The 26,221-nt window shown below is 65.6% G+C and carries 26 protein-coding genes; 15 read left to right on the top strand and 11 right to left on the bottom strand.

From position 1 onward, the window contains the following. The first annotated feature begins 3 nt into the window (after positions 1–3). Together ACEN8I_RS14750 and ACEN8I_RS14745 are read left to right on the top strand one after the other, a co-directional pair. Entirely contained in the window at positions 4–648 is a 645-nt protein-coding gene (locus ACEN8I_RS14750) for an SCO family protein (RefSeq protein ID WP_413329247.1), read from the top strand. Next, on the top strand, positions 645–1,286 hold the full coding sequence (locus tag ACEN8I_RS14745) for a hypothetical protein (RefSeq protein ID WP_413329246.1): 642 nt from the start codon (positions 645–647) through the stop codon (positions 1,284–1,286). Before ACEN8I_RS14750 ends, ACEN8I_RS14745 begins: the two co-directional genes overlap by 4 nt. A gap of 17 nt (positions 1,287–1,303) precedes the next feature. Here ACEN8I_RS14745 and ACEN8I_RS14740 read toward each other — a convergent pair whose 3' ends face one another. After that, complete coding sequence (locus tag ACEN8I_RS14740; RefSeq protein WP_413329245.1) at positions 1,304–1,921, bottom strand: helix-turn-helix domain-containing protein; 618 nt, start codon at positions 1,919–1,921, stop codon at positions 1,304–1,306. A gap of 76 nt (positions 1,922–1,997) precedes the next feature. Here ACEN8I_RS14740 and ACEN8I_RS14735 point away from each other — a divergent pair, with 76 nt between their 5' ends. Genes ACEN8I_RS14735 through ACEN8I_RS14725 form a run of 3 tightly spaced genes read left to right on the top strand, consistent with a single transcriptional unit; the run spans position 1,998 to position 5,714 of the window. After that, positions 1,998–3,131, top strand: a complete 1,134-nt coding sequence (locus ACEN8I_RS14735) for an NAD(P)/FAD-dependent oxidoreductase (RefSeq protein ID WP_413329243.1) — start codon at positions 1,998–2,000, stop codon at positions 3,129–3,131. A gap of 53 nt (positions 3,132–3,184) precedes the next feature. Then, complete coding sequence (locus ACEN8I_RS14730) at positions 3,185–4,183, top strand: Bug family tripartite tricarboxylate transporter substrate binding protein (RefSeq protein ID WP_413329242.1); 999 nt, start codon at positions 3,185–3,187, stop codon at positions 4,181–4,183. A gap of 13 nt (positions 4,184–4,196) precedes the next feature. After that, positions 4,197–5,714 carry an amidase gene (locus ACEN8I_RS14725; RefSeq protein WP_413329241.1) on the top strand — a complete coding sequence of 506 codons (1,518 nt, stop codon included), beginning with the start codon at positions 4,197–4,199 and terminating at the stop codon, positions 5,712–5,714. A 15-nt stretch (positions 5,715–5,729) separates the two neighbouring features. Here the strand turns inward: ACEN8I_RS14725 and ACEN8I_RS14720 are convergent, their stop codons facing one another. After that, the gene (locus ACEN8I_RS14720) at positions 5,730–7,079 is read right to left on the bottom strand and encodes a glycerate kinase (protein ID WP_413329240.1); all 1,350 of its coding nucleotides are present in this window, start codon (positions 7,077–7,079) and stop codon (positions 5,730–5,732) included. A gap of 136 nt (positions 7,080–7,215) precedes the next feature. On the opposite strand from ACEN8I_RS14720, the gene ACEN8I_RS14715 reads away from it, so the two are divergent. After that, entirely contained in the window at positions 7,216–7,548 is a 333-nt protein-coding gene (locus ACEN8I_RS14715) for a DMT family transporter (RefSeq protein ID WP_413329239.1), read from the top strand. Between the two features lie 37 nt (positions 7,549–7,585). Here the strand turns inward: ACEN8I_RS14715 and ACEN8I_RS14710 are convergent, their stop codons facing one another. Together ACEN8I_RS14710 and ACEN8I_RS14705 are read right to left on the bottom strand one after the other, a co-directional pair. Further along, on the bottom strand, positions 7,586–8,593 hold the full coding sequence (locus ACEN8I_RS14710) for a Bug family tripartite tricarboxylate transporter substrate binding protein (RefSeq protein ID WP_413329238.1): 1,008 nt from the start codon (positions 8,591–8,593) through the stop codon (positions 7,586–7,588). A 42-nt stretch (positions 8,594–8,635) separates the two neighbouring features. Further along, on the bottom strand, positions 8,636–9,730 hold the full coding sequence (locus ACEN8I_RS14705) for a tartrate dehydrogenase (protein WP_413329237.1): 1,095 nt from the start codon (positions 9,728–9,730) through the stop codon (positions 8,636–8,638). A gap of 92 nt (positions 9,731–9,822) precedes the next feature. On the opposite strand from ACEN8I_RS14705, the gene ACEN8I_RS14700 reads away from it, so the two are divergent. Continuing rightward, positions 9,823–10,758, top strand: a complete 936-nt coding sequence (locus tag ACEN8I_RS14700) for a LysR family transcriptional regulator (RefSeq protein ID WP_413329236.1) — start codon at positions 9,823–9,825, stop codon at positions 10,756–10,758. Between the two features lie 3 nt (positions 10,759–10,761). On the opposite strand, the gene ACEN8I_RS14695 is transcribed toward ACEN8I_RS14700, so the two are convergent. Next, the gene (locus ACEN8I_RS14695; RefSeq protein ID WP_413329235.1) at positions 10,762–11,967 is read right to left on the bottom strand and encodes a urate hydroxylase PuuD; all 1,206 of its coding nucleotides are present in this window, start codon (positions 11,965–11,967) and stop codon (positions 10,762–10,764) included. 144 nt (positions 11,968–12,111) lie between these two features. Continuing rightward, positions 12,112–12,975 (bottom strand): xanthine dehydrogenase accessory protein XdhC, encoded by an 864-nt coding sequence (gene xdhC, locus ACEN8I_RS14690; protein WP_413329234.1) that lies wholly within the window; start codon positions 12,973–12,975, stop codon positions 12,112–12,114. Between the two features lie 148 nt (positions 12,976–13,123). Here xdhC and ACEN8I_RS14685 point away from each other — a divergent pair, with 148 nt between their 5' ends. Continuing rightward, positions 13,124–13,654, top strand: coding sequence for a hypothetical protein (locus ACEN8I_RS14685; protein ID WP_413329334.1), 531 nt, complete (start codon positions 13,124–13,126; stop codon positions 13,652–13,654). A gap of 140 nt (positions 13,655–13,794) precedes the next feature. Here ACEN8I_RS14685 and ACEN8I_RS14680 read toward each other — a convergent pair whose 3' ends face one another. Together ACEN8I_RS14680 and uraH are read right to left on the bottom strand one after the other, a co-directional pair. Continuing rightward, positions 13,795–14,802 carry a tripartite tricarboxylate transporter substrate binding protein gene (locus ACEN8I_RS14680; protein WP_413329233.1) on the bottom strand — a complete coding sequence of 336 codons (1,008 nt, stop codon included), beginning with the start codon at positions 14,800–14,802 and terminating at the stop codon, positions 13,795–13,797. A gap of 70 nt (positions 14,803–14,872) precedes the next feature. Next, positions 14,873–15,226 carry a hydroxyisourate hydrolase gene (uraH, locus tag ACEN8I_RS14675; RefSeq protein ID WP_413329232.1) on the bottom strand — a complete coding sequence of 118 codons (354 nt, stop codon included), beginning with the start codon at positions 15,224–15,226 and terminating at the stop codon, positions 14,873–14,875. A gap of 70 nt (positions 15,227–15,296) precedes the next feature. On the opposite strand from uraH, the gene ACEN8I_RS14670 reads away from it, so the two are divergent. The 4 genes from ACEN8I_RS14670 to ACEN8I_RS14655 are packed head-to-tail and all read left to right on the top strand — an operon-like array spanning position 15,297 to position 19,904. Continuing rightward, positions 15,297–15,956: a GntR family transcriptional regulator gene (locus ACEN8I_RS14670; RefSeq protein WP_413329230.1), complete on the top strand. Its 660-nt coding sequence runs from the start codon at positions 15,297–15,299 to the stop codon at positions 15,954–15,956. After that, a complete protein-coding gene (puuE, locus tag ACEN8I_RS14665; protein WP_413329229.1) occupies positions 15,953–16,888 on the top strand; it encodes an allantoinase PuuE in 936 nt (311 codons plus the stop codon). The genes ACEN8I_RS14670 and puuE overlap by 4 nt, the downstream gene beginning before the upstream one ends. Positions 16,889–16,890: 2 nt before the next feature. Further along, positions 16,891–18,657, top strand: a complete 1,767-nt coding sequence (gene uraD / locus ACEN8I_RS14660; RefSeq protein ID WP_413329228.1) for a 2-oxo-4-hydroxy-4-carboxy-5-ureidoimidazoline decarboxylase — start codon at positions 16,891–16,893, stop codon at positions 18,655–18,657. A 5-nt stretch (positions 18,658–18,662) separates the two neighbouring features. Next, positions 18,663–19,904, top strand: coding sequence for a M20 family metallopeptidase (locus tag ACEN8I_RS14655; RefSeq protein WP_413329226.1), 1,242 nt, complete (start codon positions 18,663–18,665; stop codon positions 19,902–19,904). A 36-nt stretch (positions 19,905–19,940) separates the two neighbouring features. On the opposite strand, the gene ACEN8I_RS14650 is transcribed toward ACEN8I_RS14655, so the two are convergent. From ACEN8I_RS14650 to ACEN8I_RS14640, 3 genes are read right to left on the bottom strand one after another with little or no spacing between them, the layout of a single operon-like run. After that, complete coding sequence (locus ACEN8I_RS14650) at positions 19,941–20,813, bottom strand: phosphate/phosphite/phosphonate ABC transporter substrate-binding protein (protein ID WP_413329225.1); 873 nt, start codon at positions 20,811–20,813, stop codon at positions 19,941–19,943. After that, a complete protein-coding gene (locus ACEN8I_RS14645; RefSeq protein ID WP_413329224.1) occupies positions 20,810–21,889 on the bottom strand; it encodes a hypothetical protein in 1,080 nt (359 codons plus the stop codon). The genes ACEN8I_RS14650 and ACEN8I_RS14645 overlap by 4 nt, the downstream gene beginning before the upstream one ends. Before the next feature lie 3 nt (positions 21,890–21,892). Continuing rightward, positions 21,893–22,774, bottom strand: a complete 882-nt coding sequence (locus ACEN8I_RS14640) for a phosphate/phosphite/phosphonate ABC transporter substrate-binding protein (RefSeq protein WP_413329223.1) — start codon at positions 22,772–22,774, stop codon at positions 21,893–21,895. Positions 22,775–23,486: 712 nt separating this feature from the next. Between ACEN8I_RS14640 and ACEN8I_RS14635 the strand changes: the two genes are divergently transcribed. The 3 genes from ACEN8I_RS14635 to ACEN8I_RS14625 are packed head-to-tail and all read left to right on the top strand — an operon-like array spanning position 23,487 to position 26,088. Further along, the gene (locus tag ACEN8I_RS14635; protein ID WP_413329333.1) at positions 23,487–24,494 is read left to right on the top strand and encodes an ABC transporter substrate-binding protein; all 1,008 of its coding nucleotides are present in this window, start codon (positions 23,487–23,489) and stop codon (positions 24,492–24,494) included. 8 nt (positions 24,495–24,502) lie between these two features. Next, positions 24,503–25,324 (top strand): ABC transporter ATP-binding protein, encoded by an 822-nt coding sequence (locus ACEN8I_RS14630; RefSeq protein WP_413329222.1) that lies wholly within the window; start codon positions 24,503–24,505, stop codon positions 25,322–25,324. 2 nt (positions 25,325–25,326) lie between these two features. Then, positions 25,327–26,088, top strand: a complete 762-nt coding sequence (locus ACEN8I_RS14625) for an ABC transporter permease (RefSeq protein WP_413329221.1) — start codon at positions 25,327–25,329, stop codon at positions 26,086–26,088. Positions 26,089–26,221: the final 133 nt, after the last annotated feature.

Raw genomic sequence — 26,221 nt, 5'->3', positions numbered from 1 at the left:
CCGATGTTTCGCACCGCCTTGCTGAGCGCCATGCTGGCCCTGGCGGCTTATGCCGCCGCCGCGTGGCTGACGCATGACTTCCAGGTCTGGACCGCCGAGGGCGCGCGCCGGCTCGAAGTCGCCCTGCAACCAGTGCCCAGCCCGGCGGTCGAGGTGGACGGGCCAGGCACTGCCCCGCAGGCGCTGTCGCTGGTTCTGGCGGACGGGCAGTCCGTCACGCTGGTGGATTTTGTCTACACACGATGCCAGACCGTCTGCCTCGCGATGGGTAGCAGTTTCCAGCAGATGCAGCGCGCGCTGCAGGAGCGCAGCGGCCAGAGCGGCCAGGTGAGGCTGCTGTCCATCAGCTTCGACGGCAGCCACGACACACCCGGCGTGCTGCGGGCCTATGCGGCGCGATTGAGCGCCGACCCGCAGCTGTGGCGTTTTGTGCGTGTGCCGGACTCGCGGGGCGCCCAGCGCCTGCTGGCGGATTTCCAGGTCGTGGTGGTGCCCGACGGACGTGGCGATTTTGAGCACAACGCGGCGCTGCTGGTCGTCGACCAGCAAGGCCGGCTGGTTCGCATCTTCGACTATGCGGAGCAGCAACTCGCGCTCGACTATGCGCAGCACCTGGCGGGCGCCGGCGCGCCATCGCCATCCCCATGAAGGCCATGAAGATCCCGCCTGTTCCTTCGCGCGGCGCACTGGCCGGTATGGCCGCGGCCCTGCTGTGCCTGCTGGCCTGGCCCGGTGTGCGGCACGCCCTGGAAGCCAGCATGACGCTTCACATGCTGGTGCAATACCCTTTGCTGGCACTGGCCGGCTACCTGCTCGCCGCGGCACTGCCGGGCCGCTGGACGGCGCACCTGGACGTGTGGAATGCCCACGGCATCAGCGGCCTCTTCGCCACCGCGCTGATGCTGGCGGTGTTGATGATTCCCCGCGTGCTGGACTTGGCGCTGATCGACGGCCGCATTGAAATACTGAAGTACCTGGCCCTGCTGGCCTGCGGCGCCGCCATCCGCCTGTCATGGCGGCCGGCGGGCCTGCTGGTGCAAGGCTTCTTCCTGGGCAATGTGCTGCCCATGATGGCCGTCGTGGGCAATCTCTATGAAAGCTCACCGCTGCGCATCTGCAACGCCTACCTGCTGGACGACCAGGCGCGGCTGGGGCAGATGCTGGTGTGGATGGCGGCGGCGATTGCCGCGGCATGGTTTGCCTGGCTGGTGCGCACCTTGATGCGAAGAGACGCTGCGGCCCTGCGTGGCGATGCCGCCGCAGCGACCGAACCCACAGCGCACTGAGTCGTTCGCAAGAGCGGCTACTCGCTCATGACCACCAGTATCCGCGCATCGGCACGGCCCAGCGAGGTATAGATGTGACCGACGCCGCTGTTGAAGTAGGCCGACTCGTGGCGCCCGACTTCGACGATTTCACCGGTTTCAAACTCGATGCGCACCCGGCCTGAGAGGACCGTCACAAACTCCTGCCCCGGGTGGCGGATGAAATCCGTGAACTGACCGCGATCGCGCGCCATGACGCGGCCGAGCACGGGTGTCATGCGCTTGCCCGGAAACCCGTTGGCCAGCGCCCGGTAGTCGTAGTGGCCCGAGCTGTAGGTCGCCTCCCCGCCTGCTTCAGACCACACCACGACAGGTGCCGCACCCCCGGCAGGTACTGCGCCACGCGCGTCTATCAACTGCCCCACATCGAGCGCGAGCGCCTTGGCCACGGCGGCCAGCTTTTCATAGCTGACCGAGATCTGGCCCAGTTCCATCTTGGACAGGGTGGACAGCGCCACGCCGGAATGGCCGGACAAGTCCTTGAGCGTCAGCCGGCGCGCCTTGCGGTGCCCGCGCAGGCTCAGGCCGAGTTGCACGCGATCGGCCTCGGGGGCGGCGGCGGGAGCGCGGGCGGATCGTGCTGGGCGTGCGGGCATGGTGTTTTCCCTTTGTTTGGGCTAAATCGGGTAAATCGGCTGGACAGGCACGATTCTCGCATGTGAGAATTCTCAAATGCGAGAATTTGACATACTCATCGTCGGCGCCGGCATTGCGGGCGCTTCCCTGGCCTGGCGCCTGGCCGGCCAGCGCAGCGTCGCGCTGCTCGAGCGCGAGTCCCAGCCGGGCTACCACTCCACGGGCCGTTCGGCCGCCATGTTCATGGAAACCTATGGGCCGCCCATGGTGCGGGCGCTCACGCGCGCCAGCCGGGCCTTCTACGAACGGCCGCCCGAGGGCTTCGCCCCGGACCTGATGCAGCCGCGCGGCGTGCTGTACCTGGCCACGCACGGCCAGGAACAGGAACTGGCGAACTCCCGCAAGGAATTGCTGACGAACTGCCCCGGCCTGCAGACGCTGGACGCCGGCACCACGCTGGCCCATGTACCCTGCCTGCGGCCCGATCTGGTGCACGGCGCGCTCTACGACGCAGGCGCGCAGGACATGGACGTGCACGCCCTGCACCAGGGTTTTCTGCGCGGCTTTCGCCAGAAAGCGGGGGCGGACGGCGAACTGCGCAACAGCGCCGACGTGACGCGGGCCACGCATGACGGCCGCTGCTGGACCGTGGAGCTCAGCGACGGCCAGGCCCTGCGCGCCCGCACCGTGGTGAATGCCGCGGGCGCCTGGGCCGACGAACTGGCCGCCGTGTTCGGCGTGCGGCCCGTGGGCCTGGTGCCGCACCGGCGCAGCGCCTTCACCTTCAAGGCGCCCGAGGGCGTGGACGCTTCGCACTGGCCGGCCGTGGTGGGTGTCGATGAAAGTTATTACTTCAAGCCCGACGCGGGCCAGCTGCTGGGCTCGCCCGCCAATGCGGACCCTACTGTGCCGCACGACGTGGTGCCCGAGGAGCTGGACATCGCCATGGGCATACACCAGATTGAAAGCGTCACGACCCTGACCATACGCCGGCCCGCCAGCACCTGGGCCGGCCTGCGCTCCTTTGTGCCCGACGGCGAGATGGTGATAGGCCATGACGACGCCGGCCCAGGCTTTTTCTGGCTCGCGGCGCAGGGCGGCTACGGTATCCAGAGCGCGGCGGGTGCCAGCGCGCTGGCCGATGCACTGCTGCGCGAGGCCGCGCTGCCCGAAGAACTTTTGCAAGAGGGCCTGGATGCCCGCGCACTGTCGCCCGTCCGCCTGCGATGACCTTGACACCACCACCGTCCCACTCTCGACCGAAACTTCAAAAGAGGCCTACCATGCAACACATGTCAATCAATGCACTGCGCCGCGCGCTGATCGCCGGCGGCGTCCTTTTCTGCGGGCTGGCAGCCATGGGCGGGCCCGTGCGCGCCGCCGACTTTCCGGAACGGCCCATCACGCTGGTCGCGCCCTTCCCGGCCGGCGGCGCGGCCGACGTGCTGGCGCGCATCCTGGGCAAGGCCCTGGGCGACCAGTTGGGCCAGCCCGTGGTGATCGAGAACAAGCCGGGCGCCGGCACCGCCATAGGCGCGGCCGCGGTGGCCGCCGCCAAGCCCGACGGCTACACGCTGCTGGTGAGTTCCAACTCCACCTTCACGCTGAACCCGGCGCTGCAGCCCAAGCTGTCCTACGACCCGGCCAAGGGTTTTGACCCGATCGGCATGGTGGGATCGGTGGCGCTGGCGATGCTGGTGAACCCCTCGGTCACGGCCACCGACGTGCACCAGTTTGTGGCGGCGGCCAAAGCCAACCCGGACAAATACCTTTACGGCAGCTTCGGCAACGGCACCAGTTCCAATTTCGCCGGCGCGATGTTCAACACGGCCACGGGCCTGAAGATGACGCATGTGCCCTACAAGGGCTCCGGCCCGCTGATGACCGACCTGATGGGCGGGCAGATCCCGGTGTCCTTCGACACCGTGGTCGCCGCATCGCAGCAGCTCAAGTCCGGCAAGGTCCGCGTGCTCGCCGTGGCCATGAACAAGCGCTCAGCCCTGCTGCCGAATGTGCCGACCATGGCCGAAGCCGGCTACCCCGCTGTCGACATGAATGCCTGGCTGGCCGTGGTGGGGCCCAAGGGCTTGCCGGCACCCGTCAAGGCGCGGCTCGAAAAAGCACTGGCCACGGTGATGGCCAACCCTGAGATCATCGACAAGCTCAAAGGGGCCGGCTTCGAGCCCGGCTATGCCGCGATTCCCGACTGGGCCGGCATGGTCACCACCGAGATTGCGCGCATGAAGACGCTGGCCGAACGTTCCCAGATCAAAACCGACTAACAAGATATTTGACATGCCCTCCACCCTGCCCGACATCTCCGCCGTCGAACTCCGCCGCCTGATCGCCAGCCGCCAGGTATCGCCGGTGGAGCTGATGGACGCCTGTATCAGCCGCATCGAAAACCTCAACCCGGCCATCAATGCGATCTGCGCGACCGACTTCACGCGCGCGAGAGAAGCCGCGCGCGAAGCCGAGGCGCAGGTGATGCGCGGCGGGCCGCTGGGGCCGCTGCACGGGCTGCCGCTGGGCGTGAAGGACCTGCAGGACACCGCGGGCCTGCTGACCACTTACGGCAATGTCGGGCTGCGCGGCAATGTGCCGGTCGAGGACAACGCTCTGGTGGCCAAGCTGCGCGCGGCCGGCGCCATCGTCACGGCCAAGACCAATGTGCCCGACATGGGCGCCGGCGCCAACACCCGCAACCCGGTCTGGGGCGCGACGGGCAACCCCTTCAACCCCGCGCTCAATGCGGGCGGCTCCTCGGGCGGCTCGGCCGCCGCGCTGGCGGCCGGCATGCTGCCGATTTGCACCGGCTCGGACACCGGCGGCTCGCTGCGCATACCGGCTTCGCTGTGCGGTGTGGTCGGCCTGCGGCCCTCGCCCGGGCTGGTGGCCAATGACGCCCGGCCGCTGGGCTGGTCGGTCATTTCTGTGCTGGGGCCCATGGGCCGTAATGTGGCCGACACGGCGCTGCTGATGTCCGCCAGCGTGGGGGCCGATGCGCGCGACCCGCTGTCTTACCCGGTGGATGCCTCCGCCTTCTGGCCGCTCAGGCCGGTGGACCTGTCCACGCTGCGCGTCGGCACGACGGAGGATTTCGGTGTCTGCATCGTGGACCCGGAGATACGCCGCGTCTTCCGCCAGCGCGTGGAAGCCATACGCCCGCTGGTGGCGAGCTGCGAACCGGTGGACCTGCAGCTGGGCGACGCCGACCGTGCCTTCGACACACTGCGTGCCGAGAGTTTTGTCGCGGCCTTTGCCGATACCTACCGCAAGGCCCCCGAAACACTGGGCCCCAATGTGCGCGACAACATGGAGATCGCCGCCGCCATCACGCTGGCCGACCGCGCCTGGGCGCACCTGGAGCAAACGCGCATCTCGCGCCGCTTTGCCAAAGCCTTCGAGCAGTACGACCTGATCCTGGCGCCGGTCACGCCGGTCACGCCCTTCCCCTGGACGGAACTGTTCGCCGGCAATATCGACGGCCAGGCCATGCGCAACTACTACCACTGGCTGGGCCTGACCTATGTGGTGACGCTGGCCACCAACCCGGCGCTGGCCCTTCCTTGCGGCAAGGACGAGCACGGCATGCCCTTCGGCCTGCAGGTCATAGGGCGGCTTCATGCCGATGCGCAGTTGCTGGCCGCGAGTCAGGCGCTGGAACAGGTGTTTGCGGGCAGCGACAGCCTGCGCCGGCCTGTGCCCGACCTCAAGGCCTTGCAGGCGGCCAGGCCCGAGCTCAAGTCCATCGTGACGCACCCGCCTGAAACGTCGGGCGTCCAGGGTGGCGGCGGCCTGACGGCGGTCTGAGAAGCCGCGCCGAATCTACAGGATCAGCAGCGCCCGGAAGTCGTTGACGTTGGTGTGTGTGGGCCCAGTGACGACCAGGCCGCCCAGCGGCTCGAAATAGCCATAGGCGTCGTTGCGGTCCAGGTACTGGTCAATCTTCATGCCCTTGGCCAGTGCGCGCTGCAGGGTGTCGGGCGCGACAAAGGCGCCGGCATTGTCTTCCACGCCGTCTATGCCGTCGGTATCGGCCGCCAGCGCGTAGACGCCGCGCTGGCCCTGCAAGGCCAGCGCCAGGCCCAGGCAGAACTCGCCGGCGCGCCCACCCCGGCCCCGCGCAGTGCCCTCGGGCTGCTTCTTGACCGTGACTGTTGTCTCGCCACCGCTCAAAATCACACAAGGCCTGCTGAAGGGCTGGCCCTTGAGCGCCACGGCGCGCGCCAGCGCCGCATGCACCTTGCCGACCTCGCGCGACTCGCCTTCCATCTCGTCGCTCAGGATGTAAGCCTGCAGGCCGGCGGCGCGCGCCACGGCGGCGGCGGCTTCCAGCGACTGCTGGGGCGTGGCGATCATGTGCACTTCATGGCCTTTGAAGACCGCGTCGCCGGGCTTGGGGGTTTCCAGCGCGCCCTGCTCGAGCAGGCTCATGATGGCGCCCGGCACTTCGATGCCGTAGCGCTGCAAAATCGCCACCGCCTCGGCGCAGCTGGTCGCGTCGGGCACCGTGGGGCCGCTGGCGATGATGGACGGGTCGTCGCCCGGCACGTCGCTGATGGTGAGCGTCACCACGCGCGCCGGCGCGCAGGCCGCGGCCAGGCGCCCGCCCTTGATGCGCGAGAGGTGCTTGCGCACGCAGTTCATCTCGGAAATATTCGCGCCGCTGTTGAGCAGCGCCTTGTTGATGCGCTGCTTGTCTTCCAGCGTCAGGCCTTCGGCCGGCAGGGTCAGCAGGGCCGAACCACCGCCCGAGATCAGGCACAGCACCAGGTCGTTTTCGGTCAGGCCCTGCACCATGGCCAGGATGCGCTGGGCGGCCGCTAACCCAGCGGCGTCGGGCACAGGGTGCGCGGCCTCGACGATTTCGATGCGCTGCTTCAGGCCCTCGGGCCGCGGCGGGATGTGGTGGTAGCGCGTGACCACCAGGCCTTCGAGCGGCGCGTCGGCCGGCCACAAGGCCTCAACCGCCTGCGCCATGGAGCCGCCGGCCTTGCCCGCGCCAATCACGATGGTGCGGCCGCCGCTGGCTTGGGTGGGCGGCTGCGGCAGGTAGCGCGCGGTGTTCTCCAGCGGCTGCGCGCGCGTGACGGCGGCGCTGTACAGGTGTTCCAGGAACTCGCGCGGCTGCGCGGCGGCGTCGGGAATGGTGTGGGATGTCTTGGCTGCGGTCATTGAAAAGTCTCCACCCTCGATTGTGCCGTGGTAACCGGGCAGTAACCCGGCAAACCCGCAGGGTTTGGGGGATACGGCCAAAACACGTGCTGCCTAAAATGACTCTTCCTCTTCCAAAGCAGAAAGCAGACACCGCATGAACGCCTACCTGGCCCTGGGCATTGCCATCGTTGCCGAAGTCATCGCCACCACGGCGCTCAAGTCCAGCGACAGCTTCAGCCGGCTCGTGCCTTCGCTGATCAGCATCGCGGGCTACGGCGTGGCGCTGTACCTGCTCACGGTCACCATGAAGTCCATCCCCACCGGGGTGACCTATGCGATCTGGTCAGGCCTGGGCATAGTGCTGATCAGCATCGCCGGCTTTTTTGTCCACCACCAGAAGATAGACCTCTGGGGCATGGTGGGCATGGCGCTGATCATCGCGGGCGTGGTGGTGCTCAACCTGTTTTCGAAATCGACCATGGCGTGATCTGACGTGACAGGGCCGGCACCCCGGCCCTTGCGCTCTATTCAATCGCGACTTTGGTGTCCTTCACCAGCTTCGCGAACCGTTCGGTGTCTTCCGCGATCTGCCGCGCCATCTGTTCGGGCGTATTGCCGACGGGCTCGGCGCCTATGTCATCCATCTTCTTGCGGAACTCCGGCGAGTTGACGATTCTGGCCAGTTCGGTGCTCAGCCGCGTCACGATGTCCTTGGGAGTGGCCGCCGGTGCCAGCACGCCGAACCAGGTGCCGAGGTTGAAGCCCTTGAGGCCGGCTTCGTCCAGCGTGGGCACATCGGGCAAAGCCGCAGACCGTTTGTTTGTCGTCACGGCCAGCGCGCGCAGCTTGCCTGCCTTGATGTGCGGCAGCACCGGCGTGATGGTGTCAAAGGACATGGTGATCTGCCCACCCAGCAAATCGGTGGTGAGCGGCCCGCTACCCTTGTAAGGGACATGCAGCATCTGCACGCCGCCCATGCTTTCAAACTGAGCCCCTATAAGGTGCTGGCCCGTGCCGTTGCCGTTGGAGCCGTAGGTCAGCTTGCCGGGTTCCGCCTTGGCCAGCGCCAGCAGTTCCTTCACGGTCTTTGCCGGGACCGCCGGGTTCAGCACCAGCACATTGGGCACCAGCGCCACGATGCTGACGGGAGCGAAATCCTTCTGGAAGTCATAAGGCAGTTTCTTGTACACGCTGGTGGCGATAGTGTGGTGCACCGCGCCCATCAGCAAGGTGTAGCCGTCGGGTTTGGACTTGGCCACAAAGTCCGCGCCCAGGGTCGCGCCGGCGCCGGGCCGGCTTTCCACCACCACGGGCTGGCCCAGGCTTTTCGACAGCTCCTGCCCCACAGCGCGTGCCAGCACGTCCGTCGTGCCGCCCGCCGGGAAAGGCACGATGAGGCTGATGGGCCGCGCAGGCCACGCCTGGGCAAAAGCCGGGGCGCCCATCAAGCTCGTTGCCGCCAAGGCACCCAGGGCCAGCGCGTGGGCCAGCCTTGACGCGTACCGGCCGCGTCCTTGTTGTTGTGATCGCATGTCTTGTCTCCTTGTGTTTGCCTTGTGTTTGTTTTTCTGGAATCAGGCCGCCGCGGCCACGGGCCTGGCGGTGTCGGCAAAGCAGCGGCAGACCGCTTTGGTGACCTGCGCCGTGGTGGCCTGGCCGCCGAGGTCGCGTGTGTGCAGGGAGGCGTTGGCCGTCACCGCTTCGATGGCCTGCATCAGCTGGCCGGCGGCGGCGTGCTCGCCCAGGTGCTCGAGCAGCATCACGCAGCTCCAGAAGGTGCCGACCGGGTTGGCCAAGCCCTTGCCCATGATGTCGAAGGCCGAGCCGTGGATGGGCTCGAACATGCTGGGGTAGCGGCGCTCGGGGTCGATGTTGCCGGTGGGCGCGATGCCCAGGCTGCCGGCCAACGCGGCGGCCAGGTCGCTCAGGATGTCGGCGTGCAGGTTGGTCGCGACCACGGTGTCCAGCGAGGCGGGGCGGTTCACCATGCGGGCGGTGCAGGCGTCGACCAGTTCCTTGTCCCAAGTGACGTCGGGGAACTCCTTGCTGATCTGCAGCGCGATCTCGTCCCACATCACCATGGCGTGGCGCTGCGCGTTGGACTTGGTGACCACGGTGAGCAGCTTGCGCGGGCGCGACTGCGCCAGCCTGAAGGCGTAGCGCATGATGCGCTCGACGCCGGCGCGCGTCATCATCGAGACATCGGTCGCCACTTCGATCGGGTGGCCCTGGTGGGCGCGCCCGCCCACGCCCGCATATTCGCCTTCGGAGTTCTCGCGCACGATGACCCAGTTGAGCTGCTCCGGCGTGCAGCGCTTGAGCGGCGCGTCTATGCCCGGCAGTATGCGCGTGGGCCGCACGTTGGCGTACTGGTCAAAGCCCTGGCAGATCTTCAGGCGCAGGCCCCAGAGTGTGATGTGGTCGGGAATGTCCGGGTCGCCGGCCGAGCCGAACAGGATGGCGTCCTTGTCCCGCAGCTCGTCCAGACCCTTGTCGGGCATCATGACGCCGTGCTCGCGGTACCAGTCGCCGCCCCAGCCGTAGGACGTGAACTCGAAACGGAAACTGGTTTGCGTGGCGGCCAGGGCCTGCAGCACCTGCTGGCCGGCCGGGACGACCTCCTTGCCGATGCCGTCGCCGGGGATGCAGGCGATCTTGTAAGTCTTCATGGGTTTCCTCGGGTTGTGAGGCGTCCAATGTAGCGATTGGCGGGAACAACAAAAGCTCGTAAAGTGAGGCCATTGTTAACTTCAGGTTACGAATGACCCCATCCAACCCCGCCCCTTCCGAGATGGCTTTTTTCAGCCTGCTGGCGCGCTACGGCAGCCTGTCGGCCACCGCGCGCGAGTTGGGCGTCAGCACGGCGGCCGTCAGCAAGCGGCTGGCGCAGATGGAGGCCAGGCTGGGCGTGCAATTGCTCAATCGCACAACGCGGCGCGCCAGCCTCACGCAGGAAGGCGAGATTTACCTCGCGCACGCGCGCCGCATCCTGGCCGACATTGACGACATGGAGCAGCAGGTCTCCAGCGCCGTAGCGGCGCCCAAGGGCCTGCTGCGCGTGAACGCCACCCTGGGCTTCGGCCGCAGCCATGTGGCGCCGCTGATCTCGCGTTTTGTCAAAGCCCACCCCGAAGTCGAGGTGCAACTGCAGCTCACCGTCAACCCGCCGCCGCTGACCGAGGACGCCTTTGACGTCTGCATACGTTTTGGCGAGCCGCCCGACGCGCGCGTGGTGGCGCGCATGATCGCGCCGAACCGCCGCCTGCTCTGCGCCTCACCGGCTTACCTGGCACGCCATGGCACACCCAGGGTGCCGCACGACCTCGCACGGCACAACTGCATCGGCATACGCCAGGGCGACGAGGCCTACGGCATCTGGCGCCTGGCGTCGGGCAAGCACACGCAGGCCGTCAAGGTGCATGGAAACCTGAGCACCAGCGACGGCGAGATCGCGGTGAACTGGGCGCTGGATGGCCACGGCATCCTGATGCGCGCCGAGTGGGACATCGCCAAATACCTGCGCAGCGGCAGGCTGGTGCAGGTGCTGGAGAACTACCGCACGCCGGCGGCCGACATCCATGCGGTCTACCCGGCGCGCCACCAGCATTCGGCCCGAGTCAAGGCTTTTGTGGATTTCCTGGCGCGGCATTTCGAGAAGCCGTCGACGCGGGCCGCCGGGCTGGCGACTGACTGGTAGTCGCTACTCAGTCTTCGCGCCCGCGTCGAACCACTGTTTGATCACCTGCCGCTCCGCCTCGGTGATGCCGGTCGCATTGTTCATGGGCATGAGCCGCGTGACCACGGCCTGCTGGTAGACCTGCGTGGCGTGCAGCTTGAGCGCCGCAGGCGAATCGAGGCGCACATTCTTCATCTGCACCTGCTCGCCATGGCACTGGTAGCAGCGCTGGGCTAGTACGGTTTGCACCTGGCCGTAGCCTGTTGCCGACGGGGTGGCGGACGCCGCAGCCACTGCGGTAGGCGCCGGCTTCATCCAGACGACCACACCGATGATGACCGCCACGCCCGCCAGCGCATAGGCCAGCGGGTGCCGGTTGCGGCCCAGCTTGTAGCCGTGGCGCAGCACAAAAAACTGGCGTATCGCCGCGCCGGCCAGCATCATCAAAATCAGCACCAGCCAGTTCTGCGGATGGCTCCAGGTGAAGCTGTAGTGGTTGCTCAGCATGGCGAACAGCACCGGCAGCGTGAAGTAAGTGTTGTGCACGCTGCGCTGCTTGCCGCGCTGGCCGTGCACCGGGTCCACGGGCTCGCCGGCCTTGATGGCGGCCACCACTTTGCGCTGGCCGGGGATGATCCAGAAAAACACATTGGCGCTCATGGCCGTCGCCATCATGGCGCCCACCAGCAAAAAGGCCGCGCGCCCGGCAAACCAGTGGCAGGCCAGCCAGGACGCGATGCAGACCAGCACCGCGACCAGGGCGCCCACGATGGCGTCGCCGTTCTTGCCTCTGCCAAACAGCTGGCAGATGCCGTCGTAAAGCATCCAGAACACGACAAAGAAAGACAGCGCCACGGCGGCGGCCGCGCCAGGCGACCAGTTCATCAGCGACTTGTCGACCAAGTAGGTGCCGGCGTGCCAGAGGTAGGACACCGTGAACAGCGCGAAGCCCGACAGCCAGGTGCTGTAGCTTTCCCAGTAAAACCAGTGCAGGTGGGCCGGCAGCTGCGGCGGCTTGACCGCGTATTTGACGGGGTGGTAAAAACCGCCGCCGTGCACGGCCCAGAGCTCGCCGCTGACGCCTTGCTTCTTCAAGTCCTCATCCACGGGCGGCGTGAGGCTGCTGTCGAGGAAGACAAAATAAAACGAGGAGCCGACCCAGGCGATGGCGGTGATGACGTGGACCCAACGCAGCAGCAGGTTGGCCCAGTCGAGTAGATAGTTTTCCATAGCGCTCAACTTGTGCAAGGCTGCTCACCACTGCGGGCGCTGTAAGCAGAAAACGGGTCACGAACAAGAGAAAGCTTGTGGTTCGGCCACCTGCTTTCCCGGCTCCGCTGCGACCTGGTGGTGCAAGTTTATCGGCTTTGACGCTCAGCGCAAAGCCTTCGCGGCCTCCTCCCGGTCTGCATCGACTGTCTGCAGCAACTGGGCAGCGACGGCAACGGCGATCACTTCGGGCTCCTTGCCGGTGATGCCCGGCACGCCTATAGGACAAGTGACGTGCGCGAGCTCCGCTGCCGTGAAGCTCCTGGCCTCCAGCCGGTGGCGAAAGGCCGCCCATTTGCTCTTGCTGCCTATCAGGCCTATGTAGGGCAGGTCGCCCTGCTCGCGCTGGCGTTTGAGGCAGGCGGCCAGCACATCCAGGTCTTCGGCATGGCTGAAGCTCATGATCAGCACACGCGATTGCGGCGCCAGGCCGGGCACGGCGGCCTGCACCGGATCGGAGTGTTCGCAGCTCACGCGCGGCGGCACGCTGTCCGGAAATATGCCGTCGCGGCTGTCTATCCAGCTCAATTCAAACGGCAAAGGTGCGAGCACCCGCGCCAGCGCGTGCCCCACATGGCCGCCGCCGAACAGCGCCACCGGCGTGAGCCGCGGCGAACCCAGCCGTAACGCCAGCGCCGCCGCATCGCCGGCCTGCACCCGCTCAAAGTGCAGCTGCACTACGCCGCCACAGCACTGGCCCAGCGAAGGGCCCAGCGCCACGCGCAGAGAAGCGTGGGCGCCGACTGGATCAGCGCCGCCAAGCAGCGCGCGGGCCCGCGCGATGGCGTCGTATTCCAGGTGGCCGCCGCCTATGGTGCCCACGATGGCGTCGGCGAACACCGCCATCCAGGTGCCCGCCTCGCGCGGAACCGAGCCCTGGGTTTGGGCCACCTGCACCAGCACCGCCGGCGACAAAGCCAGGCGGGCGAGCAGGGACTCCAGTAACAAACCGGTGTTGCAGGAAACCATTGGTGACGTGTTGAACGCGTATGTAAATGGAATAGTCGGCAAAATCAGACCATAGCACCACCCGGGCAGCGCGCAGTTTCCGCGCATGATGACGGGTATACGCAAAATCCCATGAACCGCCGAGAGGCAAACCATGACAAAACCCGAGATGCCTTCTTCTCCTTCCTCCACCACTCCGCGCCGCTTCTGGCTGGTGGCCCTGCTATCCGCCGCGGCGGCTGCCGTGGTGAGCGCCTGCAAGACCGCTCCCGAGGCCACGCCCGCGCCCGCCGGCCCTGCCACCGCACCCGACTCACCGGTCATCGGGCCTATCGCGGGCCCCAAGGGCTCAGCCAGAAGCTCAGGGGCGACCACGCCGCGGGCTTACCGGGAGGACGGCGCCACGCACATTTACGGCCTCAATTCAGACCGCATCTACAAAGGGAAAATGCCGCCGCTGCTGTACGCCGTCGGCGTGTTGAATGTGGAAATCGACCGCACCGGCCGCGTAACCCGCCTGGACTGGATGCGCGCGCCCAAACATGCGCCTGAAGTGATGGCGGAAATCACCAAAATGATCCAGGAAGCTTCGCCCTTCCCGGCACCCACACGCATGGGCAAGGTGGTCTATACCGACACCTGGCTGTGGCACCAGAGCGGGAAGTTCCAGCTCGACACGCTAACTGAAGGACAGAACTAGAGCCCCCACGGTCGCTCACTGCGTGTAGCTCCCTGCCCCCGAGGGGGCCGCCCGCCTGCGGCCCGGCAAAGCCGGTTCCGCGGCTCATGCTGGCCTTGGGTGGCTCGCTTCGCATCGCCTGGCGTAGCCGCGATTGCTGCTTACTCGATTTGCAAGTTCTGGGTTTTGACGACATTGCGCCAGGCGCGGTAGTCGGCTTCGATGAAGTGGCCCAGCAGCGCGGGGGAGCCGGGTGCGGCTTCGACGGCGTCAGCCTTGAAGCGGGTGATCACCTCGGGCATGGCCACCACCTTGTTGATGGCGGCGTTCAAGGTGTTGACGATGGCCGGCGGGGTGCCGGCGGGGGCCATGAGCGCAAAGTAGTTGACCACGTCGATGCCGGGCAGGCCGGCTTCGGCCATGCTGGGTACGTCGGGCAGGGCACTGGAGCGCTTGGCGCTGGTCACGGCCAGCGGCTTGACGCTGCCGTTCTTGATGAAGGGCAGCAGCGCCGGGATGGTGCCGGTGACGAGGTGGATCTGCCCGCCAATCATGTCCATGGTGGCGGGCGCCACGCCGCGGTAAGGAATGTGGGTGATGAAGGTGCCGGTGCGGGCTTTGAGCAGCTCCAGCACCAGGTGGTTGACGCCGCCCGCGCCGGCCGAGCCATAGTTGAGGGCGCCCGGCTTTTGTTTGGCCAGGCTCACCAGTTCTTTCATGTTGTTGGCCGGCAGCTTGGTGTTGGCGGCCCAGACCAGCGGGCCGCTGGCGATCATTCCGACCGGCGTGAACTGGCGCAGCGGGTCGTAGTTGGCGCTGGGCAGCGAGGCCGCCACCGTGGTGAAAGGCGAGGCCACCAGCAGCAGGGTATAGCCGTCGGCGGGCGACTGCGCCACAAACTGCGTGCCTATCGCGCCCGAGGCACCGGCGCGGTTGTCGACCACAAAGCTGGCGTTCAGAACTTCACCGAGTTTTTGCGCGACCAGCCGCGCCATCGCGTCGGTGCCGGCACCGGGCGCGAAGGGCACCACGATCTTGACCGGGCGATCCGGGTAAGCGCCGGAAGGGCCTTGCGCCATGGCGGCGGGAAGCGCCAGGCTGGCGGCGGTGCCTGCGGACAGCAGCAGGGCTTGGCGGCGGCTCAGGGCGCCCATTGGCTTGACATTCATGCGGGAAAGGGAAGAAGTGATCAAAACCGTCAATTGTCGCCGCGCCCCATGACGCGGGGATGACACGGCCTTAGCTGCCACGGTAGGTCGAGTAGCTCCAGGGACTCACCAACAGAGGCACGTGGTAATGGCTGCCGGTATCGGCCACGCCAAAGTCCAGGCTGACCTGGTCCAGGAAGGCCGGCTCGGGCAACACCACTCCGCGCGCCTTGAAATAGGCCGCGACCTCGAACACCAGGCGGTAAGTGCCCGCTTTCAGGTTGGCGTTGTCGTAAAGCGGCCCGTCCGGGTTGCGGCCATCGGCGTTCAGGGTGAAAGCCTTCACCAATGTGGCCTGCCCGCCCTGCGTGGTGAACAGCGACACCTTCATGCCGCCCGCAGGCACGCCGTGCATGGTGTCCAGTACATGTGTGCTCAAGCCCATGGCAGTCCCTTTGTGATTTCGGTTTACCAAAAGTGTATACAGTTTTTGGATTTGCGGCTATCATGGCCCGATGGAATCATCCACCACCCACGCCATCGTCGAGGCGCTGACCAAGGCCATTGTGGAGCACAGACTGCACCCGGGCACCAAGCTGGCGGAACAAAAACTCGCCGACCATTTCGGCGTTTCGCGCACGCTGGTGCGGCAGGCGCTGTTCCAGCTGTCGAAAAACCGGCTGATCCGCCTGGAGCCGGCGCGCGGCGCCTTTGTGGCCGCGCCCTCGGCGATGGAGGCGCGCCAGGTGTTCGCCGTGCGCCGCATGCTGGAGGCCGAAATGACGCGCGCTTTTGTGCGCGAGGTCACGCCCGCCAAGATCAGGGCACTCAAGGAACATGTGGCGCGCGAGAAATCCGCGCTTGACGACGTGCCCGGCCGCACCGAACTGCTGGGCGACTTCCATGTGCGCATGGCCGAACTCATGGGCAACGAGGTACTGGCGCAGATGCTGGGGGAGCTGGTTTCGCGCTGCGCGCTGATCACGCTGATGTACCAGACGGCCACCGCCGCCGAGCACTCCAATGACGAGCACGCCGAAATCGTCAAGGCCCTGGCTGCCAGGGACGAAGCCCTGGCCGTGCGCCTCATGAACGAACACCTGCTGCACGTCGAGGAGAACCTGGCCTTCGACCGCAAGATGCCGACCAACGATATCTCCATGGCGCTGTCATGAGTACAAACTACCCAAGAGATTTGATCGGCTACGGCCGCAATCCGCCGCACGCGCAGTGGCCCGGCCAGGCCCGTATCGCCGTGCAGTTCGTGCTCAATTACGAAGAAGGCGGCGAGAACTCGGTGCTGCATGGCGACGCCGGTTCCGAGCAATTTCTGTCCGAAATGGCCAACCCGCCCAGCTACGCCGACCGCCACCTGAGCATGGAAGGCATTTATGAATACGGCTCGCGCGTGGGCGTGTGGCGCATCCTGCGCGAGTTTGAAAAGCGTGGGCTGCCGCTGACCGTCTTCGGCGTCGGCATGGCGCTGCAGCGCCACCCCGAGGTCGCCGCGGCCTTCACCGAACTCGGCCACGAAATCGCCTGCCACGGCTGGCGCTGGATCAACTACCAGCAGATCGACGAAGCCACCGAGCGCGAGCACATGCGCCTGGGCCTGGACGCGATCGAAAAACTCACCGGCACGCGCCCGCTGGGCTGGTACACCGGCCGCGACAGCCCCAACACGCGCCGCCTGGTGGCCGACGACGGCCGGCTCGAATACGACAGCGACTACTACGGCGACGACCTGCCCTTCTGGACCGAGGTCACGCGCACCGACGGCACCGTCGTGCCCCGCCTGGTCGTGCCCTACACGCTGGACAGCAACGACATGCGTTTTGCCCTGCCCCAGGGTTTTGCGCAGGCCGAGGACTTTTTCATCTACCTGCGCGACAGCTTTGACGCGCTGTACGCCGAAGGCGACGCGTCGCCCAAGATGCTCAGCATAGGCATGCATTGCCGGCTGCTGGGCCGGCCCGGCCGCATCGTGGCGCTGCAGCGTTTTCTGGACCATGTGCAAAAGCACGACCGCGTCTGGGTCTGCCGCCGCCTAGACATCGCTCGCCACTGGCAGGCCGCCCACCCCTACATGCCCCGGCAGGAAAGCTGAACATGGCCATCACCCTTGAACAGGTCAACACCGCGCCGCGCGAGCAGGCGCGGCAACTGCTGGACGGGCTTTACGAACACTCCCCCTGGGTGGCCGAAAAAGCCCTGGACGCCCGGCCCTTCCGCTCGCTGGCGCATCTCAAGCACGCGATGGCCCAGGTGTTGCGGGGCGCGGGCAAGGACGCGCAGGTCAAGCTGATACAAGCCCACCCCGAACTGGCCGGCAAGGCCATGGTGAGCAAATCCCTCACGGCCGAATCCGCAAACGAGCAGGGCAAGGCGGGCCTCGCCGACTGCACGCCGGAAGAATTCGCCACGCTGCAAAAACTCAACGCCGACTACAACGCGAAGTTCGGCTTTCCCTTCATCCTGGCCGTGCGCGGGCCGCGCGGCACCGGCCTGAGCCGGCAGCAGATCATCGAGACCTTCGCCCGCCGCCTGCAGAACCACCCCGACTTCGAGCTGCAGGAGAACCTGCGCAATATCCACCGTGTGGTGGAACTGAGGCTCAACGACAAGTTCGCGGCCACACCCGCGCTGGGCAACGACGTCTGGGACTGGCATGAAGCCCTGTCGCGGTACAGCGACCCGGGTTACCTTGAAAAAGGCCAGCTCACGGTAACTTACCTGACCGACGCGCACCGCGCCTGCGCGGCCTACATCAGCAGCACCATGCGGGATTGCGGCTTTGACGAGGTAAATATCGATGCCGTCGGCAATGTGGTGGGTGTTTACAAGGCCTCGGCGCCGGGCGCCAAAACCCTGCTGACCGGCAGCCACTACGACACCGTGCGCAACGGCGGCAAGTACGACGGCCGGCTCGGCATCTTCGCGCCCATGGCCTGCGTGCGCGAGCTGCACCGCCAGGGCAAGCGCCTGCCCTTCAACATCGAGGTCGTGGGCTTTGCCGAAGAAGAAGGCCAGCGCTACAAGGCCACCTTCCTGGGTTCGGGCGCGCTGATCGGCGACTTCAAGCCCGAGTGGCTGGAGCAGAAGGACGCCGACGGCATCACCATGCGCGAGGCCATGCTGAGCGCCGGACTGAAGCCGGAAGACATCGGTCTCATCAAACGCGAGGCCGGCAACTACCTGGGCTTTGTCGAAGTCCATATCGAACAGGGCCCGGTGCTTAACGAGCTTGACCTGCCGCTGGGCATCGTGACCTCGATCAACGGCAATGTGCGCTACCTCTGCGAAATCACCGGCATGGCCAGCCATGCCGGCACCACGCCCATGAACCGCCGCCGCGACGCGGCCGCCGCCGCTGCCGAACTGCTGCTGTATGTGGAGCGCCGCGCGGCGCAGGACGGCGATTCCGTCGGCACCGTGGGCATGCTGCAGGTGCCCAGTGGTTCCATCAACGTGGTGCCGGGGCGCTGCCTGTTCTCGCTGGACATGCGCGCACCCGTCGATGCGCAGCGCGACGCGCTGGTGGCCGACGTGCTGGCCGAACTCAAGGCGATTTGCGAACGCCGCGGCGTGCATTTCACGACCGAGCTGACCGAGCGCGCCGCCGCCGCTCCCAGCGCGCCGGCGTGGCAGCAGCGCTGGGAGCGCGCGGTCGACTCGCTGGGCGTGCCGCTGCATGCCATGCCCAGCGGCGCCGGCCACGACGCCATGAAGCTGCACAAGGTGATGCCGCAGGCCATGCTGTTTGTGCGCGGCCAGAACTCCGGCATCAGCCACAACCCACTGGAAAGCAGCACCAGCGACGACATCGAGCTTGCGATCCAGGCTTTCACCCATCTGCTCACCCATCTCTCCTCCTGACCACAATGACCTTCTCCACAGACTACGCAAAGCTCGACAGCTGGATCGATGCTCACTTCGACGAAGAAACCGCATTCCTGCAGCAGCTCATACGCGTGCCCACCGACACGCCGCCGGGCAACAACGCGCCGCATGCCGAGCGCACCGCCGAACTCATCAAGGCCTTCGGCTTCGAAGCCGAAAAACACCCCGTGCCCGAAGCCGAAGTGCGCGGCTACGGCATGGAGTCCATCACCAATCTGATCGTGCGGCGCCAGTATGGCGGCAAGGGTGAAGGGAAAACCATCGCCCTCAATGCCCACGGCGACGTGGTGCCGCCCGGCGAAGGCTGGACCAAAGACCCCTACGGCGGCGAAATCGTGGACGGCAAGATCTACGGCCGCGCCTCCGCCGTCAGCAAATGCGATTTCGCCAGCTTCACCTTCGCGGTGCGCGCGCTCGAAGCGCTGGGCGCACCGCTCAAGGGCGCGATCGAGCTGCACTTCACCTACGACGAGGAATTCGGCGGCGAGATGGGCCCGGGCTGGCTGCTGAAAAAAGGCCTCACAAAACCCGACCTGCTGATCGCGGCCGGTTTTTCTTACGAGGTCGTCACCGCCCACAACGGCTGCCTGCAGATGGAAGTCACGGTGCACGGCAAGATGGCGCATGCCGCGATTCCCGACACCGGCGTCGATGCGCTGCAGGGCGCGGTGCACATCCTCAACGCGCTCTACGCGCAGAACGCGCTTTACCAGGAAGTCACGTCCAGGGTCGAGGGCATCAAGCACCCCTACCTCAACGTGGGCCGCATCGAAGGCGGCACCAATACCAATGTGGTGCCCGGCAAGGTGGTGTTCAAGCTGGACCGCCGCATGATCCCCGAAGAGAACCCGGCCGAGGTCGAGGCCAATATCCGCAAAGTGATTGCCGACGCCGCCGCCGGCCGCAAGGGCATCACGGTGGACATCAAGCGCTTGCTGCTGGCCAACTCGATGCGGCCGCTGCCCGGCAACCGGCCGCTGGTCGAGGCCATCCAGAAGCACGGCGAGGCGCTGTTCGGCCAGAAGATCCCGGCCATGGGCACGCCGCTGTACACCGATGTGCGCCTCTATGCCGAAGCCGGCATTCCCGGCGTGATCTACGGCGCCGGGCCGCGCACCGTGCTCGAATCACACGCCAAGCGCGCCGACGAGCGCCTGGAGCTGGAAGACCTGCGCCGCGCCACCAAAGTGATTGCCCGCACGCTGCGCGACCTGCTGGCCTGAGCGAAGCGCCGCCGACCTTAAGCCCGCCGGCTCACCTCACTCGTGGGTGTAGTCCAGCAGGGCCAGGTATTCCTTGCGGTCGGCCTTGACCCACTGTTTGACGCCGATCTCGGAGAGGATGCCGGCCGACTGGCTGTTCATGGCCAGCAGGGAATCCGTCAGCTTGCTGACCATGTCGGCCGGCACGCCGGGAGCAGCCAGCACCGACCAGTTCACCACAGGCTGAGTTTCACCAATGATGCGGCCGCCGCCTTCCTGCCATTTCCTGGCAATGGTCGGATTGACCGCGCCCACCTCGGCAAGGCCTGCCGCCACCTGGCCCGATACGGAGTCCTGATAGCGCGTGTAGGAAATATAGGGCTCGCGCACATTCATGCGGCGGATCTCGGCGCGCGCGACCGCTACCGTGGCGGAAGACTCATCCGGCATCAGGATTTTTTTGCCGCTGAGCTGGCTGATGCTGTTGATGGGCGAATTGTTGTTCACGATAAACGCCGCCTTGTAGGGCTCGGGCCGGCGCACCAGGGGCTGGTAGCCTCCATCGCGAACCAGCTTGGACAGCTGGTTGACGGATTTCCCGAAAATGATCAGCGGTTTCTGGTCCGACGATGCCTGCCGCACGAAATTCTGGATGTCGATGACAGGGTCGACCACCACCTGCTTGCTGCGGATCTGCCCGCCCAGGTAATCGGCCCAGCCCCGGTAGCGCAGGGCCAGCATGGAAATGCTGAGGTCCGCCGTGACCGCCTCGTTGATCAGCAGCCGCCAGCGCTCCGCACTACCCGCCTGCTGCTGGCTCCAGCTGATCGAGGGAAAGCCCTGCCAGGCCACGGCGGCCGCGGCGGCACCCACCACGCCGCGAAGAACCGCGCGGCGACCGGTTACGTGTGACAGCAATGCAGTATTCATTTGATCACCTTTGAAGGGTTGATTGCGGATTGCACAGTCTTCTTTGCTGCCTCGTCCTCCCATTGCCTGGCAGCGGTCAGGCTTGCCTTGAATGCCAGCGCACTCTCAAGCAGCCATTTTTTGTTGTCTTCGGAAAGGGCGTAGCTCAGCCTGAACTCGTCCATGGGCATGCGGTCCTCCCGCACGGCCTTGATCAAGCGGTCCACTTCGGCCGCGGCATGCGCGGGCGTCGACAGCAGCACCAGGCGGCTCATCTTGTCGGGGTTGTTGGGCACATGGCAGTTCACGCACTGCGACTCGCGCATCTGCGCCGCCAGGTCCCGGTAGCGCTTGTCCACGCTGCCCAGATACGGGTTTTCGGGCCGGTACAGGCCGTCGAACAGGGTCACCGCCGGCTGGGTGTGGCCTTTTTCGTCGGTCCACAGCCAGGGCCCCTGGTATTTCTCGTGCTGCACCGCCACCACGGGCTGCAACAGCGGTGTGGGCGCCACGTCGGTGAACTGCGCCACCTTGATGGTGGCCGTCTCGGGACTCATCCACAGCATCATGCTGCGGGCGTTCTCGTACATGGACCACTTGGCCTCGTCGTGCCAGAACGGGTAGGGAAACTGGCCCGGCGGCAGGCGGTTGCGAAAGGCCGCTTCCAGCCGTACCAGGAACATCTTCTCGTCGGCCACCCATTCCACGGTATGCCGGCCGTTGAACATGAAGAGCGGCGCATACATGCCGGTCCAGGCGTCCGGCGCGAACTGCGTGAGGTTGGTCTGGCGCAGCGTGGCGTTCTCTTTTTTGCTCTGCCGGCCCCACAGCACGATGGGCGCCACGTGCGCGCGCAGCTGGCTGGGGCCGAACAAAGCTTGCCGGCACTGGTTGTAAGCGCCGACATCGCCGGCCGGCGCCAGGGGACAATTGCGCGCGAGCTCCGCGGCGATTTCCGCCGCGGCTTGCTCGATGTTGGGCGGCACCGCCCTTTTTTCCTGGGCTTGCGCGCCGCAGGAAAGCGCCAGAACGGCGGCCAGCAACCCGGCTCGCCATGCAGACGGCGACAGCAGCTTCGTTCGAATCAACACGTCCATTTTTTACTCCCTCGTGTAGTCCAACAAATCCAGGTAGTCCTTTCTTTCGGCTTTAGCCCAGGCCTTCACGCCCATCGATGTCATGACGGCGGTGCTTTCGGGATTGGTCGCCAGCAACGCATCGCGCAGCTGCTGCACCATGTCCGCGGCCACGCCGGGACCGGCAAGAATCGACCAGTTCACCACCGGCTGCGTTTCAGCCACCACGCGCCCGCCGTCTTCCACCCATTTTTTGGCGATGGTGGGATTGACCACGCCAATCTGGCCCATTCCGGACTTCACGAACTGCGCGACTTCCTCCTGGAAGCGCACGTGCGTCACCCGGATCTGGCTGAGTTTTTGCCGCCGCAGTTCCGCCAGGGCCACCGCGCTGGTAGCAGCGAACTCGTCGGGCATGATGACCTTGGCATCCGCCGCATCCGTGAGGGTTTTGATCGGGGACTCCTTGGCCACGATAAAGGCCGCCTTGTAGGGATCGGCGCGCCGCACCACCGGCTGGTAGCCGTTGTCGCGCACCAGCTTGGCCAGCTGGTTGACGGACTTGCCGAAGACAAACTCAGGCTTGCTGGCGCCCTGGGCCACCGCCATGAAGCGCTTGATGTCGACCATGGGCTCCACCACGATGGGCCGGCCCTTGAGCTGGGCAGTGATGAAATCGGCAACAGGCCGGTAGCGGTTGGTCAGCACAAAGGAGTTGGTGTCGCCTCCCACGGCTTCATTGATCAGAAAACGCCAATTGGCCCCTGCCGGCCCTGCGGCCGGTTTTTTGCCGGCTGCCGCGGCCTGGGCCCAGGCGCTGCCTGCCCCACCCATCCCCCCTGTCAGGGCGCCCAGGCCCAGGATTGACAACATCTGGCGGCGCAGCTGCGAATAAGGCGTTTTCATGAAATCCCTGTCTGAATGCATCGTTGTTAGATCGCTTCGGCCGCCACCCCAAGGCTTTGTCATGGCCTGGGAGCCGTACGGCCTTGCGGCTTAATCCCTCTCACGCAATGCACTCTATGGACGAGCCGCGAAAATAGTCAAAGTCTGTTTGCGGGTCCTTTCCTGTCAGGACTGACAGGTAAAAGCTGGCAGTGCCCGCACATGCGATCCCGCCTGCCGGGGCCAAACGTAATCAGCTGTAACGCCAGGCTGTCATCCCCCTTGTCCTTGCTCGCCTGGAGACAGGCCTTCTTTTAAGCAGGCAAGCCTGCGGCACTCCGGGCAATCCCGGCGACCGGCAGGCTTGTTGAGCAGAAATCCGGCAAGGCCAACGCGAGGCCGTAGCCATCCGCGGAATCCGGCCTGTGAGTAATTACAAGCTGCCAGCATTGACAGCGCTTGAACGGGCTATCTGTTGCGCTTTCGCCAATACGCACCACCGGCCTGTCAAGCCCCGCTAGCTGAAGGACTGCACGGCAACCCTTGCGGCAAAGCCAAAGTTCTACTCCGCAGGCACGACAGGCATTGTTTTTGCTGTATCGTTTTGGGGTTTGCCTCGCTTCACGGCCGCAGCCTCTTCCACGGAGTCCGCCTGCCGCCCCCTTCCGCCACCAACAAGAAACTTTCCGATATGAAAAACCGCGCTTTTGCCCTCCCCCGCCTGGCCGCCCTGATGACCGGGGCCGTGCTTGCCCTGACGGCCTTGGGCGCGCATGCGCAGAACACCCCCATCAAATTCCAGCTCGACTGGCGTTTTGAAGGCCCTTCCGCGCTCTTCCTCACACCGGTGGCCAAGGGCTACTTCAAGGCCAACAAGCTGGACGTCACGGTGGACGCCGGCAACGGCTCGGGCGGCGCGGTCACCCGTGTGGCCTCAGGCACCTACGACATGGGTTTTGCCGACCTGGCTTCTGTCATGGAATTCCATGCCAACAACCCCGACGCGCCCAACAAGCCGGTGGCGGTGATGATGGTCTACAACAACACGCCGGCCTCGGTCATGGCGCTCAAGAAGTCGGGCATCAAGACACCGGCCGACCTCAACGGCAAAAAAATGGGCGCGCCGGTGTTCGACGCCGGCCGCCGCGCCTTCCCGGTGTTTGCCAAGGCCAACAAGATCACCGGCTTCCAGTGGGTCACCATGGACCCGCCGCTGCGCGAAACCATGCTGGCGCGCGGCGAGGTGGACGCCATCACCGGCTTTACCTTCACCTCGCTGCTCAATCTCGAGGCGCGCGGCGTCAAGGCCGAGGACGTGGTGGTCCTGCCCTATGCCGACTTCGGCGTGAAGCACTACGGCAATGTAGTGATCGCCTCGCCCAAGCTCATCAAAGAGAACCCGGCCGCCATCAAGGCTTTCCTGCAGGCCTTCACCAAGGGCGTGAAAGACGTGGTGGCCGATCCGGCCGCCGCGATTGAATTTGTCAAGGCGCGCGACGGCATCATCAACGTGCCGCTGGAAGTGCGCCGCCTGCGCCTGGCCATAGACACCGTGGTCAACAGCCCCGACGCGCGCGCCGAAGGCTTCGGCCAGGTGAAAGCCCCACGCCTGACGCTGATGGCCTCGCAGGTGTCCGACGCTTTTGGCACCAAGACCCGCGTCGACCCCGCTTTGGTGTGGAACGGCAGCTTCCTGCCTACGGCGGCTGAACTCAATGTACTGCCGGTCCCGAAGAAATAAGAACAAACATGTCCCTGGCTACCACTGACAGCCATTTCGTTGACTTTCGGGATGTCTGGCTCGCCTATAACGACGAGCTGCTCGCACGCAAACAATTTTCCGTCGAGGCCATAGACCTGCAGGTGCGGCAGGGCGAATTCATCGCCATCGTCGGGCCTTCGGGCTGCGGCAAGTCCACTTTCATGAAGCTGGCCACGGGCCTCAAGATGCCTTCGTCCGGGCAGATCCTGATCGATGGCCGGCCCGTGACCGGGCCGCTGAAAATTTCAGGTATGGCCTTCCAGGCGCCCTCGCTGTTGCCCTGGCGCACCACGGTCGGCAATGTGCTGCTGCCACTGGAGATCGTTGAACCTTACCGCAGCCAGTTCAAGGCCAAACGAAAAGAGTTCGAAGAACGCGCGCGCCGCCTGCTGCAAAAGGTCGGCCTTGCCGGTTATGAAGACAAATTCCCCTGGCAACTCTCTGGCGGCATGCAGCAGCGCGCAAGCATTTGCCGTGCGCTGATCCACGAGCCCAAGATGCTGCTGCTCGACGAACCCTTCGGCGCGCTGGACGCCTTCACGCGCGAGGAGCTCTGGTGCATACTGCGCGACCTCTGGACCGAGCAGCGCTTTAACGTGATCCTGGTCACGCATGATTTGCGCGAATCGGTGTTCCTGGCCGACACGGTGTACGTGATGAGCAAAAGCCCGGGGCGCTTTGTCGTCAGGCGCGAAATCGACCTGCCGCGCCCGCGCGACCTGGAAGTGACCTACACCAGCAAATTCAGCGACATCGTGCACGAGCTGCGCGGCCACATAGGCGCGGTGCGCGGCGGGGCCGCGCCATGACCATGAACAACAAACAGCTGGAACGCTGGGCGCCCTGGGTGCTGCTGGTGGTCGTGGTGTTGCTGTGGCAAGTGGCGTGCAGCGCCTTCTCGGTGCCCGAATTCATTTTTCCCGCGCCGCTGGCAATCGCCCAGGCCATGACCGAGTTCGCCACGCCGATCGCCGAAGCCGCCTGGAAAACCTTCTGGGTCACCCTGGTCGGTTTCGGCCTGTCCATCATCGTCGGCGTGCTGCTGGGCTTTCTGGTCGGCTCCTCGCGCCTGGCCTATGCGGCGGTGTATCCGCTGCTGGTGGCCTTTAACGCCGTGCCCAAAGCCGCGATTGTCCCCATCCTCATCGTCTGGTTCGGCATAGGCATAGGGCCCGGCATTCTCACCGCCTTCCTGATCTCGTTTTTCCCCATCACCGTCAACATGGCCACGGGCCTGGCCACACTGGAGCCCGAACTCGAAGACGTGTTGCGCGTGCTGGGCGCCAAACGCTGGGACGTACTCGTCAAGGTCGGCCTGCCGCGCTCCATGCCTTACTTTTTTGCTTCGCTCAAGGTCTCTATCACCCTGGCTTTCGTCGGCACCGTTCTGGCTGAGATGACGGCCGGCGATTCTGGCATCGGCTACCTCATGCAAAGTGCCGGGTCGCAGCAGCGGCTGGCGTTGGCTTTTGCGGGCTTGGTGGTGATTGGGGCGATGGCGATGGCGATGTATGAGCTTTTTAGTTATGTTGAGAAACATACTACTGGGTGGGCTCACCGGGGGTCGCATTAGGCCGGGTCTTGCTCCGGCCTTGCGCGCTCTTCCTCCTCACCCTCCTCCTTCCTCTGCTTAGTTCAGCTGGCCGGGTCTCGCCCCGGCGGGCGAGGCACTTTTCTTTGCTTCGCCAAAGAAAAGTACCCAAAAG

It is taken from the genome of Polaromonas sp. CT11-55, assembly GCF_047303325.1.
Taxonomy (GTDB): Bacteria; Pseudomonadota; Gammaproteobacteria; order Burkholderiales; family Burkholderiaceae_C; genus Polaromonas.
Note: the sequence above shows the minus strand (reverse complement) of the source record. Positions and strands in the feature narration are given on the sequence as shown.